We start from the raw sequence: 16,756 nt of genomic DNA, 5'->3' as shown, positions 1-16,756 counted from the left end.
TTATAATTTTCTTAAAATATAACATACCCCCCAGGTTTCAACAGAAGGTATGGCTTTGCTTAAGAACTCCTCGCTATGGATTACTTCAAATCCAGTGGCGTAAGCTAATAATTCGATTTCTGGTCTGGAAAAATGGCGCATGGGATGCAATTCATCAATATTGGTCGTTGTGCCATCTTTTAAGTCTTCAACCTCTATAGCATAATTTACCACCACCACATTCTGTTCTGTATTAATTATAGGATTTGCGTGCCTGGTAACATGAATGATTTCGTTCTGAAGTGTTTTGGTTCGTTTTTCTGGTACTTGAAAGTTTACGGCAGAACTATGCCAAACATCAAAAATAAATAGACCTTTTTCATTTAAATGATGATGAACTTGCTCAAAAGTGCTAATTAAGCTTTGGTTATCTGTAAGATAGCTGATTACATGGAAAAGTGATAAGGCTACATCAAAAGATTGGTTTATCTGAAAGCCAGTAATATCTGCTATTATAAAATCGACCTTTTCAGTCTTGGTTTTATTGGCAATCGCGACCATTTCAGCACTGCGCTCTAAACCAACTATAGAATAGCTTTTCTCAGCCAGTAAATTAGCATGTTTGCCTGTGCCTGATCCTAATTCTAATATATTCGTGCTTTTAGGACGATATTGATTAATGAGTTGATGTAGGTAATTCACTTCAGCCTGATAATCTTTATCTTGATATAAAAGGTCGTAATACTGGCTGTAAAGTTTAAAATTCTGGCTCATTATTTTTTGAAATAAGGTTTATTTTTTCAGGACTGTGGTCAAATCTTACCTTGTCTTCATCGCCACAATAAGGGCCTTGCTTAATTTCGATCATTTCGGAGTTTTGTAACATTTCAAACCCGTGGCCACCTGCCGCCAATAGAATTACATCTCCTGTTACAACAATTCTGCTTTCGAGATATACCTGGTCATCATTGTAAAAATCTACACGAACTTTACCTGATTTTACATAAAGAACTTCTTGTGTGAGGGTAACTTTTCGTTCCACCAAACGATGAACATGAGGGGCAATTATATAACCTTTAGGTCGATTCATATATCCCAGTTGTTGCGAAAAATCGCTTGGAGTGAAAAATTCGATTGACTCTGCGTGGTAACTTGCACGAATAATGATCGCTTGCAAGCTTGTGTTATAGTAAACGTGTTCTAACATTAATATTATCCTGAAATTTTAGTCAAACCAATTACGCCTCAAAACCAATTGTCTCCATTTTTCATCATTGATAAGCTTGTAATCATATATAATACGATTCCTACAATAGAATATTTGTGCTAAATGAACTCGCCAGATATCACGACTTGTAAGAAAATTCAAAAAAGCAGAAATAACTTTATAAACTAATAGTTTAAAGCTTGATAAAATCTGTTTTTTTAATTGTTTATTAGTTAAGCCATTTTGGGCTCGGTACATGGTATAGCTATCACAATTTGCTTGGTTTGCATATCTTTTGTTGAGATAAGATTGCGTAGTTCTCGATTTAGGTATCACGTGATAGATGATCGCATTTCCATTGTAAGCAAGCTTGTATCCCAAATCCAAAAGTTTCAGTGCCAAGCCTGTTTCGCCATCTCCAATCCAATCGCCCATTGTATTTTCCGGATTAAATCCGCCTGACTGCAGAAATGCGGATTTCAGCATCGCTTGTGAACAGCTGTAAATTGCAATCAATTCATTAGATATATTGATTGGAGTTTCATCGAAGTTTAAACTCAACAATCCATTACTGCAATATTTTTTAATCCACGGCGGTGGATCAGTTTCCCATTTAGGAAGAACTCTTCCGCTTACGGCAGCGATTTTAGGATCCAAATCAAACGTAGAAGTAATTATCTTTAATAAATTGCGGTCAGCAATCATATCGTCATCAGTGTAGTATAAAATGTCACCTTTAGCATATTTAATGGCCGAATTACGAGCAAAATGCACCCCTTGGCGTGGCTCCTCGAAATAGCGTATAAGTGGATATTTACAAATCATTTTGTTAACAACCGATACAGTATTATCTGTAGAATTATTGTTTATAACAATAATCTCAAAAAAATCTTCGGGATAATCCTGTTTTGCAAAGCTTTCTAGGGTTAAGCCGATAAATTTTGCCCTATTATACGTTGGAATTACAACTGAAATAAATTTCATAATATTTAAAAAAATCTTATTTAATTATCGATTAAATTCCAAGAACTGATTAATATATTCTTTGGTGATCTTAAATAAATATTATCCTTAAACCAATGTTTTGGAGCAATGACTTTAGGTTTTTTTGGATTTAGGTAAGTACCCCACCAACTGAATGAACTATTTGATATGATATTGATGTCGCTATGCATTAGAAATTGAAAATCTATAATTTCTGATTCAGACGATATATAGAAATCTTCGGCTATATAGTTAAATTCACTTTTCACAAAACCGGGATCGTCTGTAATAAAAATATAAAAGTTCTCGGGTGAAGCAATTGATGAAATGGCCCTATGGTAATAATCATTCGAAAGATTGAGTCCGTAATCAAGATAGTCAGACCTTCTTACATGAATTACCACTATATTCTTTTTTTTGTGAAGTGAATTCCAAAGCTTTTCGAACTCGGAAATAAATTTTTTTTTGATTGACAATGCTGAAATCACTTTGTTTTCATAACCATGGAAATAATCAGCAGATTGGAAAAAACCAGAGTAAAATTTATTGTTGCTGATGTGCTGTAAGTTTTCAGCTGGATCAACTTCATCCGAAAAGGAAATTGAAGTGTCGAAAAGCTTGATCATTTTTGCATAAAATCCGAACTTGATATAATTACTGATTCTATTTCTATGACTTCTAGAAAAAATATATTTATCCAATAAAAAAAAATAGTCTTTAGTACCTTCGAAATAAGTGTTCAGTAAATTTCGCTGCTTCCTTGGGTCCAAATAAAATTTAGTGTTAAGTTTTTTAGCTGTAGCGTAAGCAAAAGCATATTGGAATAGCTGATTGCCTAATCTGCCTTGTAATTCAACTCCAATCATATTTGAAGGTAGGAATGAACAGATACAGTTTTAGTAAAACTATTATTTGCCTCTTTGAAAGAGGTTGCATTAAAGCAATATTCTCTCTTTATCTTTGTTTTCTCGCTATTCAATAAATAATTCCCATAAAGTTCATACTCCGAAAATCCAGATTCATCATTATAATCAACATTATCAAGAATAGCCTGGTCCCAAGATTTTTTATGAATAATTTCAATTTTGGTTTTCAAATTATTTAAAAATTCTTTATTGAACATCATATAGTGCGTAATAAAGGAAAGTAAAGATGTGGTATTATTATGGAGAATTTTCTTATAAGTTATATGATAGGGCATATGTCTTTCAGTTGAGTGGTCTAAGATAACTTTCCGGTTATGAAAAAAAACTTTAGGCTTTACAAATATTGTGTCTGCGTCTATTATTAAGAAGTTATCCATTTCCACTACTTTATCTGCACCTAATTTAAGTAGCTGTTGAAAGAGCCAGCCAGATCTGTCAACACCATTTACGAGATATTTTATAGTTGTTTTGTCATAACCCAAAACCATTTTCTCATCTATAAAAGATAATTTTAGACTGTCACAAATATTGAGAATAGATTGTTCAGGATTTGCCGCAACAAATATTTTATTTATAGGATGTTTTACAAATTTATTTATCCCATCAATGACTTGCGTTAGGTGATGAATATCTTTTACAGATACAGGAATAAAAACGTCAATTGGTACTTCACTATGGATTTTTTTGCGGAAATTAACATCATAGTTGATTAATGGATTTAACACAGATAGTCGCCATAATAGTAAATCCCTTTTACTTTTAAAATCAGGTATATAGATCCGGTAACTCTTATGAAATCCCCTGATTTTTTTTAATAGCCGAAGTAGTAAATAAATACTTACACTAATGGGATTATACTTTTTTAAAAAGGCTACCAAATCAATTTAGGCTTTAAATTAATTTTTTAATTCTGTTAAAAATTCTTGTTAAGAAAGTTTTGATCTTAGATTTCCTTTGCAGCAATGAAAATCCATTGGATAACTGCTTGATGTTAATTTTAGTAGTAAAGTCCTTATTTAGAAATATTGCGTCGCCAGAATATTCACCATAATTAGTAAAACCAACTAAGACAAAGTTTTTACTTTTCAAAAAACTATTGATTTTTTCGAATAATGGCTGGTTTTTATAGATCTCCATAAACTCAACCTCTAAATGGATAAGCTTCACTATTGATATATTTCGTTCCAAGCCGTGTAGCGCCATTAATTCTGCACCCTGAATATCCATCCAAAGAATGTCAACCTGGGCTATATTTTTTTCTTTAATAAAAGTGTTTAAAGTAATACTATCAACTTTTACCTCTTCTTGAACATATTGCTCAATGGGGTACTGGCCAGATGATTTGAGCATGGATGATGCACCTTGATTCCCATCTTCCCATGTCGTTATCGTTTTATTTTTATCTATCTTAAAAAATGAAACTTTACCATTTGAGTCAGAAATGGCTTTTTCTGTTAATATAATATTAGAATAATTTTTGATGTTTTTTCTACATTCATCTAATGTATTTGGATTGCATTCGAACGCATAAATTTGAGCACTTGGATAAATTTTAGCGAATTCAATTGTGTCTTCGCCATATCTGGAACCAAATTCTAAAATAGTCTGAATATTTCTATAACCGAATAATTCATTTGCTATTTCGGTAACTTTCTTTATTGCCTCTGTAGATGCCTCAATAATCATAATTTGATCCAATTTAAACTTGGTCTCACAACTCCATGGAATTTGTCAGTATAATTACTTTCTCTGGTACTCGACTCAAAATCCTCAATTACTTCAAAAGAAATATCATGTTGTAAATGAATGTAAAAGGGGTTAGATGTAGTTATTCCTAATGTAAAAATATAAGATAAATCATTCAACAAATCTTTGGGTATCCAGACAACCCATTTATGGATGCCTAAGGTATAGTCATTCGTTTGTTTAACAGCATGAAAAACTTTTTCTTCATTTGTTGTTGACAATAAAAATGAAAGATCTGGTTTGTATTCAGTGTCAATTATTTCATAAACGATTGAAAATCCAATAGTTGTTGACACATGTATAATGTTGATATCATCCAGGTTTTCATTAACTATTTTTAGTTCTTTGAGTACTACATAGCTATCTCCAACAACGTGATTACTTCCTGCATCGGAAAAATAACGATTGAGGGAATTTGCATAATTAAGTTGGTAAATATTGCAAACAGTTTCAATTTTACCTCTTTCTTTTACCATTCCATCAGCTAGTAAAAATCCAGTTTGGCATAATTGCTTTACACTTGCCATATTATGGCTCACGAAAAGTACTGTCCTGCCTTCGCCCTTACTCACTTCGCCCATTTTGCCCAAACATTTTTTCTGAAACTCGGCATCGCCAACAGCTAAAACCTCATCTACAATCAATATTTCACTTTCCAGATGCGCAGCGACAGCAAAAGCCAGGCGGACATACATCCCGGAGCTGTATCGTTTTACTGGCGTATCCAAATATCTTTCTATCCCGGCAAAATCTACAATCTCATCCAGCTTGCGTTGGATTTCTTTTTTGCGCATGCCCAAAATGGCGCCATTTAAAAAGATGTTTTCACGGCCGCTCAACTCCGGATGGAAACCTGTGCCTACTTCTAACAAACTGGCTATGCGGCCATGACCGGAGATTTTACCGGTTGTAGGGGCAGTAACCTTACTGAGTATTTTAAGCAAAGTGCTTTTGCCCGCACCATTTCTTCCAATGATTCCAACTGCATCACCTTGTTCAATTTCGAAATTGATGTCTTTTAAGCTCCATACCACATCGCTTTCACTTTTGGTATTTTGATCATTGCTTTCACCAATGCGTAGAAAAGGATCTTCCTTGCCACGAATCCTCGCATACCAACGTTCCAGATCTCGACTGATCGTACCAGTACCAATCTGCCCCAATTGATAGGCTTTACTCAGATTTTCTACTTTTATAGCGATGTTAGGCATGAGGTGGTAAGGTGGTTATTTGGTAAGCTATTCTAAACAGCTCTATTAAATTGAGCTTTATGTAGTGCATTGATCTTATTAGTAATTTCTTCTAATTTATTTCTTAAAGTTAAATACTCCTCTTCTTTGATGTAGGCCAAGTCCCATGATCCTATAAGATGGTTTACTGTTTCAATAGCGCTTGAATATGCTATAACGAGAAAATGTGCTCGATCTTTAGCTGTGAGCCTCGCTGATCCCTCAGCAATATTGTCTCCGATACTGCTTGCTGAACGTTTTATTTGACTAGTCAGTCCGAATTGTTCCTCTCTTGGGAATTGATTAACTAAACCATAAATGTCTTTTCTAAATTTTCTGGCTAGTTGCCAAACTTCTAATTTTTCAAATGGATATGTATACATAATCTCTATTTAGTTTGTAATTCAAATAAATAAAGGATGATCATTTAAAGATAATATAATCTCACAACCTCGCCAAAAACCACCTCGCCAAAACCTAAACGGTGTCCACAAAATTTCGTTCTACCTTATTAAAAACCAGCGTACCAAATAAAAGTAAAGCCATGGTTACAATTGTGGCGTATCCCAAACTAAACCAGCTAAAACTTCCTTCGCCCAGAAAACCATAGCGGAATGTTTCAATAATGGGCGTCATCGGATTATATTCAATGATCCAGGCATATGCTGGATATTTTTTAATGGCTTCAGAGAGCGGATAAATTACCGTAGTGGCATACATCAATAACTGCACGCCAAAACTGATGAGAAACGCGAGGTCCCTGTATTTTGTAGTCATGGCCGAAATGATCATTCCGGCACCTAAACCCAATAACGCCATTAATATAACAATAACAGGGAAGAGGCAAATGGCCCAGCTCATGCCAAAATTAGCGCCAGAGTAATAATAATAAGCCATTAAAATCAGAAATAATGCCATCTGCACCCCAAAACGAACCAAATTGCTTACCACAATACTGAGAGGCATAATTAATCTGGGAAAATATACCTTTCCAAAAATGGCTGCATTATCCTTAAAAACTGATGAGGTTTTAGTTAAACAATCTGCAAAGTAATTCCACGCAGTAATGCCGGCCATATAGAATAAAGGCTTCGGTAAACTATCGGTTGAGATACCTGCTAAATTGCCAAAAATAAAGGTGAAAATGATGGTGGTAAATAAGGGTTGAATAAAAAACCAAAGCGGACCTAAAATAGTCTGTTTATAGAATGATACAAAATCTCTCCTGACCAATAATACCAAAAGATCGCGATAGGCCCAAACTTCATGAAGTTTTAGATCAAATAAAGAAGATTTTGCTTCAATGGTCCACTCTTGCTCTTCTTTAAGCATATTGTAGTGATTGTATATGTTTTATTGTGCTCATGATTTTGTTTATTGTAACACCTGGTTTTCTAATCGCTAAACCCTATCCATCATATGCTAAAGCCCTAATCTAAATAGCTTCAATATGAGTTTGGCTAATTTCGCCGCTAAGCAGCAAGTTTCTCAGGGATTTTAAATATTTTTTATATCCAAAAGCTTGCACACATTTTTCTTGAAGGTTTTTTTTCTCCTTCTCGGTCTGGGAATGTTGTAGCAGCATAGCCAAGCTGTTTAATATGCCATCTTGATCGTCAGGATCAACCAATAGACCGAGTGCTCCGTTCTGAAGGGCATCTACACTGCCATCTTTATTGCCTGCAATTACCCTGAGGCCGCTGGCAAGGGCTTCGATAAATACAATTCCAAATCCTTCTTTTTTACTCGGGAGTATAAAAATATCAGACAGTAAAAAATGCTCAGTAAGCTCGGCTTCATCAATAAAGCCAATCATCCTGATATGTTCCTGAAGGTGATTTATAGCTATTAGATTATCTAACCGCTTTTTTTCTACAGCATCCCATTTGCCACCTAACAGGTACACCAGATTCGGGTATTCCTCCAGTAGTTGTGGCAGTAACTCAATAGTATGGTCATATCCTTTATATTTCTCTGAGGAAGACAATCGGGATAGGGAGAACAGAATTAAGTTTTCTCGATTTAAATTATATCGATCTAATAAGATCTGTGGTTTATCGAACTCGCTGGGTTTATAATAAAAAGGATCGAGGCAATTGTTTAACACTTCAAGATGAGATGAAGGAATATGATGCATTTCCATAATCTTATTTGCTGTAAACTGACTTACACAAATAATTTTATCCAACTGATTTAACATCTTAAGTTTAGTGTCTGAAAGCTTTTTCCAAATTTCTATTCCATGGGCCAATAAATAGATTTTTTTATGAGGATGTATTTTTTTGATGAAATAAACAATATTGATCAAATGGATATGACTTAACAAAATCACGTCTGCTTTTAACCCACTTAAAAAAGATTGTATCACGAATTTTTCCCTGTTTCCATTAAAACCATGAAATTGGCTTTTACTCAAGTATCTGGAATCGCGGTCGGTATTTTTATCATACATGGAATATACCGTTGATTGGATAAGTTCCTCCTCGCTTAAATCGTATAACACACGCGATAAACTCCTGCAAACCTTCTCGATGCCACCGGTAAAACTAAAAGTTTTAAGCGTTAAAAATAATACCTTAGTTGGCATGATATATTCTGTATAAGGCTAAGGCAGAACTCCAGTGTAATTTATTTTCTCCAAAGTTTTGGATAAGCGATTTTGCCCTTTTATTTGCATATCGTGATGGATCGGCAATTTCGCTGCTTTTTCTCATCCATTCCTGAAACGGAAAGGTAAAACCCATTTTAGATCTTTTCCAGGTTTCTACCGGCAGATCTTCTTTATAAGCTTCTACCAGGATCCGTTTTTTCTGTTCGTAATCAAACTTGATATCATTGGAGATGGAAAGCACGAGATTGATGAAATTCTGGTCCAGAAATGGGACCCTCACCTCAACGCCATGGCTCATGCTCATAAAATCGGTATCCTTTAACAACTGATTTTGCATGTACATGTTAAATTCAAACCAGCTTGCCCGGGTTTCGTTACTGGTTTTTTTGATGCCAGGGTGAAGGGGAATCTCTTCGAGACAGTCGATAACGGTTCTCATATCGATGTCTAGTAAATCAGCAATCACATCTGGTGAATAAACGCCTCTTAAACAAAGGTATTCACCTATAGGAGAATTTAAACTTAGATAATATAGCCGTTTAAACTTAATGTTATTGGAAAAACGCATACTTCTTAATACACTTTTACTCAACCAATTTAAGTTTTGTATTTTATGTATCCTGTCAAATGACGGGTAGCCGCCAAAAAGTTCATCGGCACCTAAACCCGAAAGCACCACTTTTATCCCATGCGCTTTTGCTGTTTTGCAAACAAACCAGGTATTAATCCCATCGTTTGTGGGTTGGTCCATATTAGCCAAAACGGTTTCGAAATTCTGTACAAAATCGCGATAAGTAATAAGCTGTTCAATTTTTTGAATATTTATTTTCTGAAGCAGGCTATTCCGCTGTTTTTTTTCAGAAAAATCTATTTCATTAAAATTGGCAGAAATACTCGATAAGTGATTGTGATTGTATCGATTGGCCAGTATGGTGATGATACTTGAATCAAGACCTCCACTGAATAATACACCGATATCAACATCAGAAATCATTTGCTGCTTAATCGAATAACCAAGCTGCTCGCGGATTCTTTCTACAGCGTAGCTTTCATTTTTAATGCTAATGTTACTTTCAAACTCATGGTACGATTGAATAATATATGCCTTGCTTCCGATGTTGTATTTCAGAAAACAGCCTTTGCCCAAACTATATACATTTTTAAGGGTAGTATAAGGTTCTGGGATATGGCCAAAAGCAAGATAATAGATCCGCCAATTGTCATTTTCATGCGAGATTGCTGCATGTGCGAAGGCTTTTACTTCTGATGCAAAGGTTAAAGTTTTATGGTCAAAATGATAGTAAAGTGGCTTTATTCCGTTTTGATCCCGTACGAGGTAAACCAACCGTTTCCGTTTATCGAAAATACAGAAGGCAAAAATACCGTCGAATTTCCCAAAAGCTGCTTCTCCCCAATGCTGGTATGCATATATGATTACCTCCGTATCTGTTTGTGTTTTAAATAAATAGCCTAAATTGATTAATTCGATTCTAATTTGGAGGTAATTGTAAATTTCTCCATTATAGGTTATCACCAGGTCTTCTTTATGGCTCAACATCGGCTGATGGCCGCTCGAACTAAGATCTAAAATAGCTAGTCTGCGGTTACCTAGGCATAGTGGCATATTTTCGGAAGCATAAAGGCCATGGTCATCAGGTCCACCATGTTTCATACTATCGCACATGGCTTTTACCTGTTGATTAACGCTTTCGAACGGTTTTTTACTATTGATGATGCCTGCTATGCGACACATTCTTTTGTATATATTTAAACTGCTTGTTCTGTACCAGGCACAGCTTCGCCTCCTCAGTCACATTTTGTTTTTAAAATATGACCAATTACGCTGTTTTTATAATTTAAGCTGAGCATCATAGATCAGCTTATTATGATCTGTTATTCTTACGCTTAACCTATCTCACAACTTCTCACTAAAGTGGCGCTATGAAAGCAATAGATGTATTAATATTGATCGAATAACCCATATCCTGTAAACGTAAAATAATACGTTTTTTATTATGTACCGATACCAATTCTGCCCTAATCCCTTTAAAGGGACCAGCCTTAATTAATACGCTTTCCCCTGGTTTAATGTCATAATCTATAAGTTCCAGATCAGCATCTGTAGCGAGCAAGAGCTTAAGGTCATCGATTTGTTGTTCGGGAATAGAAGCGATCCGGTTAGCGAAATAAATAAATCTGGCAATACCATTGGTCATCAAAACTTCCGCATATTCTCTCGCCGAAATATACACAAATAGATAAGATTTAATCAAGGGCTCCTCAACGATTTTTTTACGGTCACTCCATTGCTTAACTGCCTTTCTAAGTGGTAAATAAGTTTGGATTCCTTTTCTGTTCAGTTCTCCATTCGCTTTTTTTTCTGCTCTTGAATGTGTATAAACCGGATACCACCTATAATTTTGATCTATCATTTGGTTTAACCTTATCCTAAATCTTTTTTAATATTTACGCGTTTTTTAACTGTTGAACGCGCTAAATAATTTGCCGTCTAACCCTTTTTCTTCCAAAATTCCCACCACCTTTTCTCATCATCATAATAACCGTTGTTCCCATATCCTGTATAATTGGAATAATAGTATGTTCCGGTATTGCTATGCGCGTAATTGGTGGTATAAATATTTGCATGCAATTTTTCATCACCAAATGAATTTAGGATAATAGCAATATTGTTAAGGCCATATTCTTTTGATAAACGATCGGGAATGGTAGCTGCTCTAAATTTGGAAACGCCAGAACGGATAATAAAAAGATTGATATCGGCTTTTCGGATGAGTGGTACAGAATCTGAAACCAAGCCAACCGGGGCGGTATCAATAATGATGTACTCGTAACTTTCCCTAAGTTTTTCGATCAGCGTTGCCATTGATTTGTGATGGAGCAGTTCTGAAGGATTTGGAGGTACAGGGCCAGAGGTGATATAATCAATATTGTGCCTTTGATCTGTAAATATAATATCAGATAAATTGGCCTGTCTTGAAAGATAATTACTTAAACCGATTCGATTGTCAGAACCAAAGGCATGGTGAAGTTTGGATTTTCGCAAATCTGCTGCAATCAGGATCACTTTTTTATCTATAATGGATAGCGTACCAGCCAGATTTAAACTAACGAACGATTTTCCCTCTCCTGAAACTTCAGAAGTAACACAGATTACCTTGGTATCCTGATCGCTGGCCATAAAACTCAGATTTGTCCTTACAGACCTGACCGATTCGGCAAATATAGATTTTGGACGTTCTATTGATAAAACACTCTCGCCTGGTTGCACTTTTTTGGGATATTTTAAAATTACCCCAATAATAGGGGTTGTCGTTAGGCCCTCAATTGTTTCGATATCATACAGATAAGGGTTTAATATTCTAACCAATAGAATTAAACCTAAGCCGGTAAATAAACCCATAAACAGGTAAGAAGAATAAATCTTCTTTGGTACCGGAGAAATCGGAAAGAAAGATGGTTGTGCTAAACTGATAATAGTGGCACCTGAAATCACTGCTGCAGAACTAATCTGAGCGGAGAGTTTTCGTTCAAATAACATCGAAAACATGCGTTGGTTGATGTCGAAATTACTTTGCAGTTTGGTAAAATCATTTTGTTTGGCTGGAATACTACCCAGAGCCTGGTTAGCCTGGCCAATTTGCCCTTTAACGTAACTGATTGTTTTTTGATTACGCTCGTGCAGTAAACGGATGTTCGTTACAATGGCCTGCTTTACTTCATTAATTTGCCGGTTAATATCTTTTATGGGTTGAGCATCAGCATTAAAGTTCTGTAACTTATTTTCCCTAGTAATAATAAGGCTGTTAAATTGTGTAATTAAGCCGGTTAGCAATGTACTGTTTGTACCCTCTAAATTTAGGTTAAGTTGTATCCGTTCCTTATTGTTTTTAACCTGGTTTTCCAATTGTTGGATGCCAAGTTCCTGCAGTTGTAATTCTGCAATCTGGTTTTGTAGGTTGCTCAGTTTAGAACTTCCCAATTGCTTATCGGTATTGGGATCAATGAGTTTATTGTCACTTTGAAAAGTAGAGAGCTTGTTGCCTGCTTTATGTACCTGTGCATCTAAAAATTCAATCTGGCTATCGAGGTAATCTATTGTTTGTTTGGCCGATCGTTTTTTAAGTGTGGCATCATTCTTAACATATTGTTTAATGATTTCATTGAGTACATCAGCAGAAAAAACAGGATTGCTATCGGTATGGGTAACGCCCATAATATTGGTGTTTTTCTCCTGTTCAAATACATTTAATCCACCGGCAGCCCTGCCATATAAATCCCTGATTCCGTTAAATTTGAAACTATAATTTCCCTTTGCAGGGATTTCGGTTTTAACGGCAAATACCATATTCCCTGCATTGATCGCTTGTCCATAACGGTATTTTTTTACACTCTTATTGTTGTCATCACTACTCGATAACTCAAAGATCTGTTGATCTATAGGCTTAACAGAATAGGTAGCTCTGCTAAAATTGACAGAATCTTGGGCAAGAATATCAACCTGAAAAGGCTGTTTCGGGTAAAGTTCCGTTACCCGTACCCTTCCTTCTGAATAGTAACTGATTTTATAATTCAGGTTTTTTAAAGCATTCACAATTACATCTTCCGAACGCATAATAATACCTTCGGTTTGGATCTGATTTTGATTAAAGGGATTATAATTTGCTGGCGTTCCGGGTAATGAGGCCATTTGCTGCTGCTGACCGCCATCTAACTTCAGCGAAGCTGAAGTGATATAGATTGGGGTAATGCTTCGTACATACAACCAGGCTAATACAAAACTGATCAGTACGGTGCCAGCCACCCAATACCACCTACTTAGAAAAATCAATAAAATTTTCCAATAGTTAATGGTCTGGCTCGCTAACTTTCTATTTTCGATTGGTGTAGTTTGATCCATTAGCGGGTAAGTGTAAAGATTAATACGGCCAGGTTAACTACTACAAGAAAAGGTTGCACAATGTTATTTACGCTTGTTAACTTTTCGCTCAATGCCGAGCCCTTGGTTTGTTGTAGTACAATAATATCATTATTCTGCAGAACCAATTTTTTGCTTGCTAGGCTGTTAATGTCATTTAAATTGACATAAATGATTTCTGGGTGGCTTCTATCACCACGGATAATTTTAAGGGTTTTAGGGTCTGCTGTTTTATTAATGCCCCCAGCTTCGCCGATAATATCAATTAAGGTAGTATTTTCGCGTTCCAATAAAAAATTTCCCTGTCTGCTAAATTCTCCTAATAAAGTAACCTTTAAATTTACTACACTAAGTTCTATTATAGGATCACGAAGTAATTTTTTGGCATATAAGTCCTGTATTTTAATAGCGGCTTCCCGTCTGCTGAGGCCTAATACCTCAACTTTTCCGATAGCGGGAAGATTAACTTTACCATCCACATCCACTAAATAAGAAAGGGTATTGTTAATAGACCCACTTACTGGCTGGTTACTAATTGTACTGTTGTTAGCTGTAGCCCCAAATTCCTTGTTTTGCAAGTTCCGGATGGCCAATTGGTCATTCACCTTTATTTTATAATAGGCATCGCTAATGCCCTGATCATTTACTACATATACCTGTTTAATGGTATCAGTAACTAAATCGGTTGGGGCGTTAAAGAGACTATGCTCTTTTCTGGCAGCACAGCTGGCAAGCGCAATGCTGATGGATAAAAAACAAAGAAATTTTAAAAGTATTTTTGTTGGAGTCATCGTTTTAATCAGAATGTAAATAGAAGCTTGGGCGCGCGCAAGCAAAGATATACGTTAAAGATGCTTAAAAAAAATCAATATAGAACTAAAGCCTTATCGTTACATTATAAAACAGTGAAGCAAGGCATTTGAACTTTTTTAACTGGGTAAGTCAGGATCTTCCTCATAAACAATATCTTTCAATTCTTAATTTTTCAATTTGAAAATTCATTAACATACGTAATCGAATCTAAAGCAATTTTTAAAATTGACATAGATCAACCTGAATGTGTTTTAGTATATCTGTGTGAATGATATATAAATTGATTTAAATATTTTAAAAGCTGTTGTTTTCCTACCAAAGATTGTTGAATGCTAGTTAAGTAATATTAACACAAACCCGATTAATAAATTCACTATTTAAAGCGGTTTGTTTACTTAGCCATTTGGGTTAACCAGGTGCATCTTGTTTTTTTTAAAATAAAAAAGAATCAATGCAATCGAGGAAAACAACAAAAATCCAATATGATCGTCTAACGGGCAATTTACAGTAAAATTTTCATAAGATGGGTTATGCACTGTAGATGCATAATCTGTTTTATCCAGATCGCAACCAATCTGAACGCTCCCGGAACCACTTGGGTTAGGACCTGAAAAAACGTTCCCCCCACTGATACATGATTGTGGAACGGAATAGTCTGACCGGAAGATGTAGCGGTACTCATTCACATTATTGGCGTTATTGGGATCAAACACATATACATTACGTAAATAATGAGTGTACATTCTTGATCCGACTAAACAGCCTTGTGGAGGGGGAGGTACTGAAGAAACAGGTATTGAAGCAAAACAATTGGAGAAGTGTAAAAAAGATAAAAACAGGGATAAAAGAACTAGATTGAAAAAAATACGCATCTGAAATTTATAATGGGTGTACGGCTGATTGATGTTGCGTACAAAGCTATCGTGAAATTTGATATAAAATTTTTTTCGCTTCGCTTAGGAGGTATTTTTTGACCCAGATCAACTACATTATGGAATCATAATATGTATAAATGCTCATCAAATTAATGATTAGAATGGCAGTAGTTTTGTGCAATTTGATACGGACTGTTCATTTGGTTGATGACAATTGTCAATAGATCGATTACAGGTCTTCAATCCATTAATTTTTCCAAATGTCCCTTTAAACATCCCTAACCAAGATTTTGTAACAATTTACACGGATAAGTAACTTTATTGTTTATCTTTTTAGTGTCTGTTCATAAAACCATCTTGTTTAAAGCAATATTTATCACCGATTAATTTGCAATCTTTGCGCAAAATTGTAGTATAAAAAATACTACATAATGTTTTTATGAAGTTTTTATTATCCGTTTCGATCTTGATCTTAGGATCTTTTTTTAATCAGTTATTCGCTCAGATTACTGGAAAAGGCTGCAATTTAGGGAATTCTGTGGCTACACAATTTTTAGGAACAGCAACTTATAATGGCGATTCAAATCAGTCTATAAGGGTTTATAGTTCCAATTCTGCTACTCTTGTGCCAAAAATTTCAGGAAATGGCTACGCTGGTTATAGGTGTGGCTATATTAATGTATATCCCGAGGGTGACAGATATGTTGCCGCCTCTAATTCTAGTGTACATTATAAAGCCGCAAACGAGATCACAGCACATTATAGTGGTCGGTGTGCAATAGCATCTTCCTTTTCCGCTAATTACGTTAGTAGTAGTGGTGTTGAGGAAGCTAATGAAGAGGTAGATTACATATATAATGATCCCGCATATTATGCTGATGCTGATCCAAATTATCCTTGTAATTCAGCTCCCAGCAACCTTCCAATAGATCAGAATATCATATTATTTATGCTTTTACCACTTGGTCTTTTTGGCTTTTGGAAAGTTAGACAGCAACTTTGATCACTAATATTGAAAAAAACGAATGTAGTTTAAAATTAACTGCAATAGTATTTTGTGTACCGTAATTGCTGTTAGAGCACGCGCTATTCATAACGATACGACTTTTATCCAAATGACCTTGGAGATGTTTTACAATCAACCTTATTCTCGTAAGTTAGATATTTCAATGGCAAACCAACGTCAAATGAGCAACTGGGCCGGTAATTCTAGTTTGGCTTGTGGGACATATTATTATGAGCACACAAATTCTGCATGAGAAAATTGCATTGCCTGCAATAATGATGGTTCCGTTGCAACAGGTAGATCTGTTAATGTAATTAAACAAAAGTGTGCTGCTGAAAATTTGCCATTGGATAGCTCTTTATATTATCTTTTAGTTGTTTGCGGCTTTTATGGATTTTTCGTAATAAAAAAATCAAAACCGATGGAAGAAATTAATTCTTGTTT

The 16,756-nt window shown here is 35.3% G+C and carries 16 protein-coding genes; 1 reads left to right on the top strand and 15 read right to left on the bottom strand.

Annotation, left to right across the window (positions count from 1 at the left end; genetic code table 11):
• From OQX63_RS03775 to OQX63_RS03705, 15 genes are all read right to left on the bottom strand, one after another.
• Positions 1-753, bottom strand: a complete 753-nt coding sequence (locus tag OQX63_RS03775) for a class I SAM-dependent DNA methyltransferase (protein WP_265849549.1) — start codon at positions 751-753, stop codon at positions 1-3.
• Positions 737-1,186, bottom strand: a complete 450-nt coding sequence (locus OQX63_RS03770) for a hypothetical protein (RefSeq protein ID WP_265849548.1) — start codon at positions 1,184-1,186, stop codon at positions 737-739. The genes OQX63_RS03775 and OQX63_RS03770 overlap by 17 nt, the downstream gene beginning before the upstream one ends.
• A gap of 18 nt (positions 1,187-1,204) precedes the next feature.
• Positions 1,205-2,170 carry a glycosyltransferase gene (locus OQX63_RS03765; protein ID WP_265849547.1) on the bottom strand — a complete coding sequence of 322 codons (966 nt, stop codon included), beginning with the start codon at positions 2,168-2,170 and terminating at the stop codon, positions 1,205-1,207.
• A 20-nt stretch (positions 2,171-2,190) separates the two neighbouring features.
• Positions 2,191-3,036, bottom strand: a complete 846-nt coding sequence (locus tag OQX63_RS03760) for an alpha-1,2-fucosyltransferase (protein WP_265849546.1) — start codon at positions 3,034-3,036, stop codon at positions 2,191-2,193.
• The gene (locus OQX63_RS03755) at positions 3,033-3,821 is read right to left on the bottom strand and encodes a DUF6492 family protein (protein ID WP_265849545.1); all 789 of its coding nucleotides are present in this window, start codon (positions 3,819-3,821) and stop codon (positions 3,033-3,035) included. The genes OQX63_RS03760 and OQX63_RS03755 overlap by 4 nt, the downstream gene beginning before the upstream one ends.
• A 166-nt stretch (positions 3,822-3,987) precedes the next feature.
• A complete protein-coding gene (locus OQX63_RS03750; protein ID WP_265849544.1) occupies positions 3,988-4,782 on the bottom strand; it encodes an FkbM family methyltransferase in 795 nt (264 codons plus the stop codon).
• On the bottom strand, positions 4,779-6,053 hold the full coding sequence (locus OQX63_RS03745; RefSeq protein WP_265849543.1) for a polysaccharide ABC transporter ATP-binding protein: 1,275 nt from the start codon (positions 6,051-6,053) through the stop codon (positions 4,779-4,781). The genes OQX63_RS03750 and OQX63_RS03745 overlap by 4 nt, the downstream gene beginning before the upstream one ends.
• A gap of 32 nt (positions 6,054-6,085) precedes the next feature.
• Positions 6,086-6,454 (bottom strand): four helix bundle protein, encoded by a 369-nt coding sequence (locus tag OQX63_RS03740; RefSeq protein ID WP_265849542.1) that lies wholly within the window; start codon positions 6,452-6,454, stop codon positions 6,086-6,088.
• Between the two features lie 94 nt (positions 6,455-6,548).
• Complete coding sequence (locus OQX63_RS03735; RefSeq protein ID WP_265849541.1) at positions 6,549-7,403, bottom strand: ABC transporter permease; 855 nt, start codon at positions 7,401-7,403, stop codon at positions 6,549-6,551.
• Positions 7,404-7,506: 103 nt separating this feature from the next.
• Entirely contained in the window at positions 7,507-8,658 is a 1,152-nt protein-coding gene (locus OQX63_RS03730) for a glycosyltransferase family 4 protein (RefSeq protein WP_265849540.1), read from the bottom strand.
• Positions 8,648-10,435 (bottom strand): asparagine synthase (glutamine-hydrolyzing), encoded by a 1,788-nt coding sequence (gene asnB, locus OQX63_RS03725; RefSeq protein ID WP_265849539.1) that lies wholly within the window; start codon positions 10,433-10,435, stop codon positions 8,648-8,650. Before asnB ends, OQX63_RS03730 begins: the two co-directional genes overlap by 11 nt.
• 175 nt (positions 10,436-10,610) lie before the next feature.
• Positions 10,611-11,114: a UpxY family transcription antiterminator gene (locus OQX63_RS03720; RefSeq protein WP_265849538.1), complete on the bottom strand. Its 504-nt coding sequence runs from the start codon at positions 11,112-11,114 to the stop codon at positions 10,611-10,613.
• 77 nt (positions 11,115-11,191) lie between these two features.
• Positions 11,192-13,600: a GumC family protein gene (locus tag OQX63_RS03715; RefSeq protein ID WP_265849537.1), complete on the bottom strand. Its 2,409-nt coding sequence runs from the start codon at positions 13,598-13,600 to the stop codon at positions 11,192-11,194.
• Positions 13,600-14,409, bottom strand: coding sequence for a polysaccharide biosynthesis/export family protein (locus OQX63_RS03710; RefSeq protein WP_265849536.1), 810 nt, complete (start codon positions 14,407-14,409; stop codon positions 13,600-13,602). The genes OQX63_RS03715 and OQX63_RS03710 overlap by 1 nt, the downstream gene beginning before the upstream one ends.
• Before the next feature lie 417 nt (positions 14,410-14,826).
• On the bottom strand, positions 14,827-15,174 hold the full coding sequence (locus tag OQX63_RS03705) for a hypothetical protein (protein WP_265849535.1): 348 nt from the start codon (positions 15,172-15,174) through the stop codon (positions 14,827-14,829).
• 571 nt (positions 15,175-15,745) lie between these two features.
• Here OQX63_RS03705 and OQX63_RS03700 point away from each other — a divergent pair.
• Positions 15,746-16,309, top strand: a complete 564-nt coding sequence (locus tag OQX63_RS03700) for a hypothetical protein (protein WP_265849534.1) — start codon at positions 15,746-15,748, stop codon at positions 16,307-16,309.
• The last annotated feature ends 447 nt before the right edge of the window (positions 16,310-16,756 follow it).

The organism is Pedobacter sp. PF22-3, assembly GCF_026239555.1.
Taxonomy (GTDB): Bacteria; Bacteroidota; Bacteroidia; order Sphingobacteriales; family Sphingobacteriaceae; genus Pedobacter.
Note: the sequence above shows the minus strand (reverse complement) of the source record. Positions and strands in the feature narration are given on the sequence as shown.

What these genes read in the sequence shown, in the direction of transcription:
- OQX63_RS03775 (WP_265849549.1), bottom strand. Translation starts at nt 753, where the DNA reads ATGAGCCAGAATTTTAAACTTTACAGCCAGTATTACGACCTTTTATAT.
- OQX63_RS03770 (WP_265849548.1), bottom strand. Translation starts at nt 1,186, where the DNA reads ATGTTAGAACACGTTTACTATAACACAAGCTTGCAAGCGATCATTATT.
- OQX63_RS03765 (WP_265849547.1), bottom strand. Translation starts at nt 2,170, where the DNA reads ATGAAATTTATTTCAGTTGTAATTCCAACGTATAATAGGGCAAAATTT.
- OQX63_RS03760 (WP_265849546.1), bottom strand. Translation starts at nt 3,036, where the DNA reads ATGATTGGAGTTGAATTACAAGGCAGATTAGGCAATCAGCTATTCCAA.
- OQX63_RS03750 (WP_265849544.1), bottom strand. Translation starts at nt 4,782, where the DNA reads ATGATTATTGAGGCATCTACAGAGGCAATAAAGAAAGTTACCGAAATA.
- OQX63_RS03745 (WP_265849543.1), bottom strand. Translation starts at nt 6,053, where the DNA reads ATGCCTAACATCGCTATAAAAGTAGAAAATCTGAGTAAAGCCTATCAA.
- OQX63_RS03740 (WP_265849542.1), bottom strand. Translation starts at nt 6,454, where the DNA reads ATGTATACATATCCATTTGAAAAATTAGAAGTTTGGCAACTAGCCAGA.
- OQX63_RS03735 (WP_265849541.1), bottom strand. Translation starts at nt 7,403, where the DNA reads ATGCTTAAAGAAGAGCAAGAGTGGACCATTGAAGCAAAATCTTCTTTA.
- OQX63_RS03730 (WP_265849540.1), bottom strand. Translation starts at nt 8,658, where the DNA reads ATGCCAACTAAGGTATTATTTTTAACGCTTAAAACTTTTAGTTTTACC.
- asnB (WP_265849539.1), bottom strand. Translation starts at nt 10,435, where the DNA reads ATGTGTCGCATAGCAGGCATCATCAATAGTAAAAAACCGTTCGAAAGC.
- OQX63_RS03720 (WP_265849538.1), bottom strand. Translation starts at nt 11,114, where the DNA reads ATGATAGATCAAAATTATAGGTGGTATCCGGTTTATACACATTCAAGA.
- OQX63_RS03715 (WP_265849537.1), bottom strand. Translation starts at nt 13,600, where the DNA reads ATGGATCAAACTACACCAATCGAAAATAGAAAGTTAGCGAGCCAGACC.
- OQX63_RS03710 (WP_265849536.1), bottom strand. Translation starts at nt 14,409, where the DNA reads ATGACTCCAACAAAAATACTTTTAAAATTTCTTTGTTTTTTATCCATC.
- OQX63_RS03705 (WP_265849535.1), bottom strand. Translation starts at nt 15,174, where the DNA reads ATGTACACTCATTATTTACGTAATGTATATGTGTTTGATCCCAATAAC.
- OQX63_RS03700 (WP_265849534.1), top strand. Translation starts at nt 15,746, where the DNA reads ATGAAGTTTTTATTATCCGTTTCGATCTTGATCTTAGGATCTTTTTTT.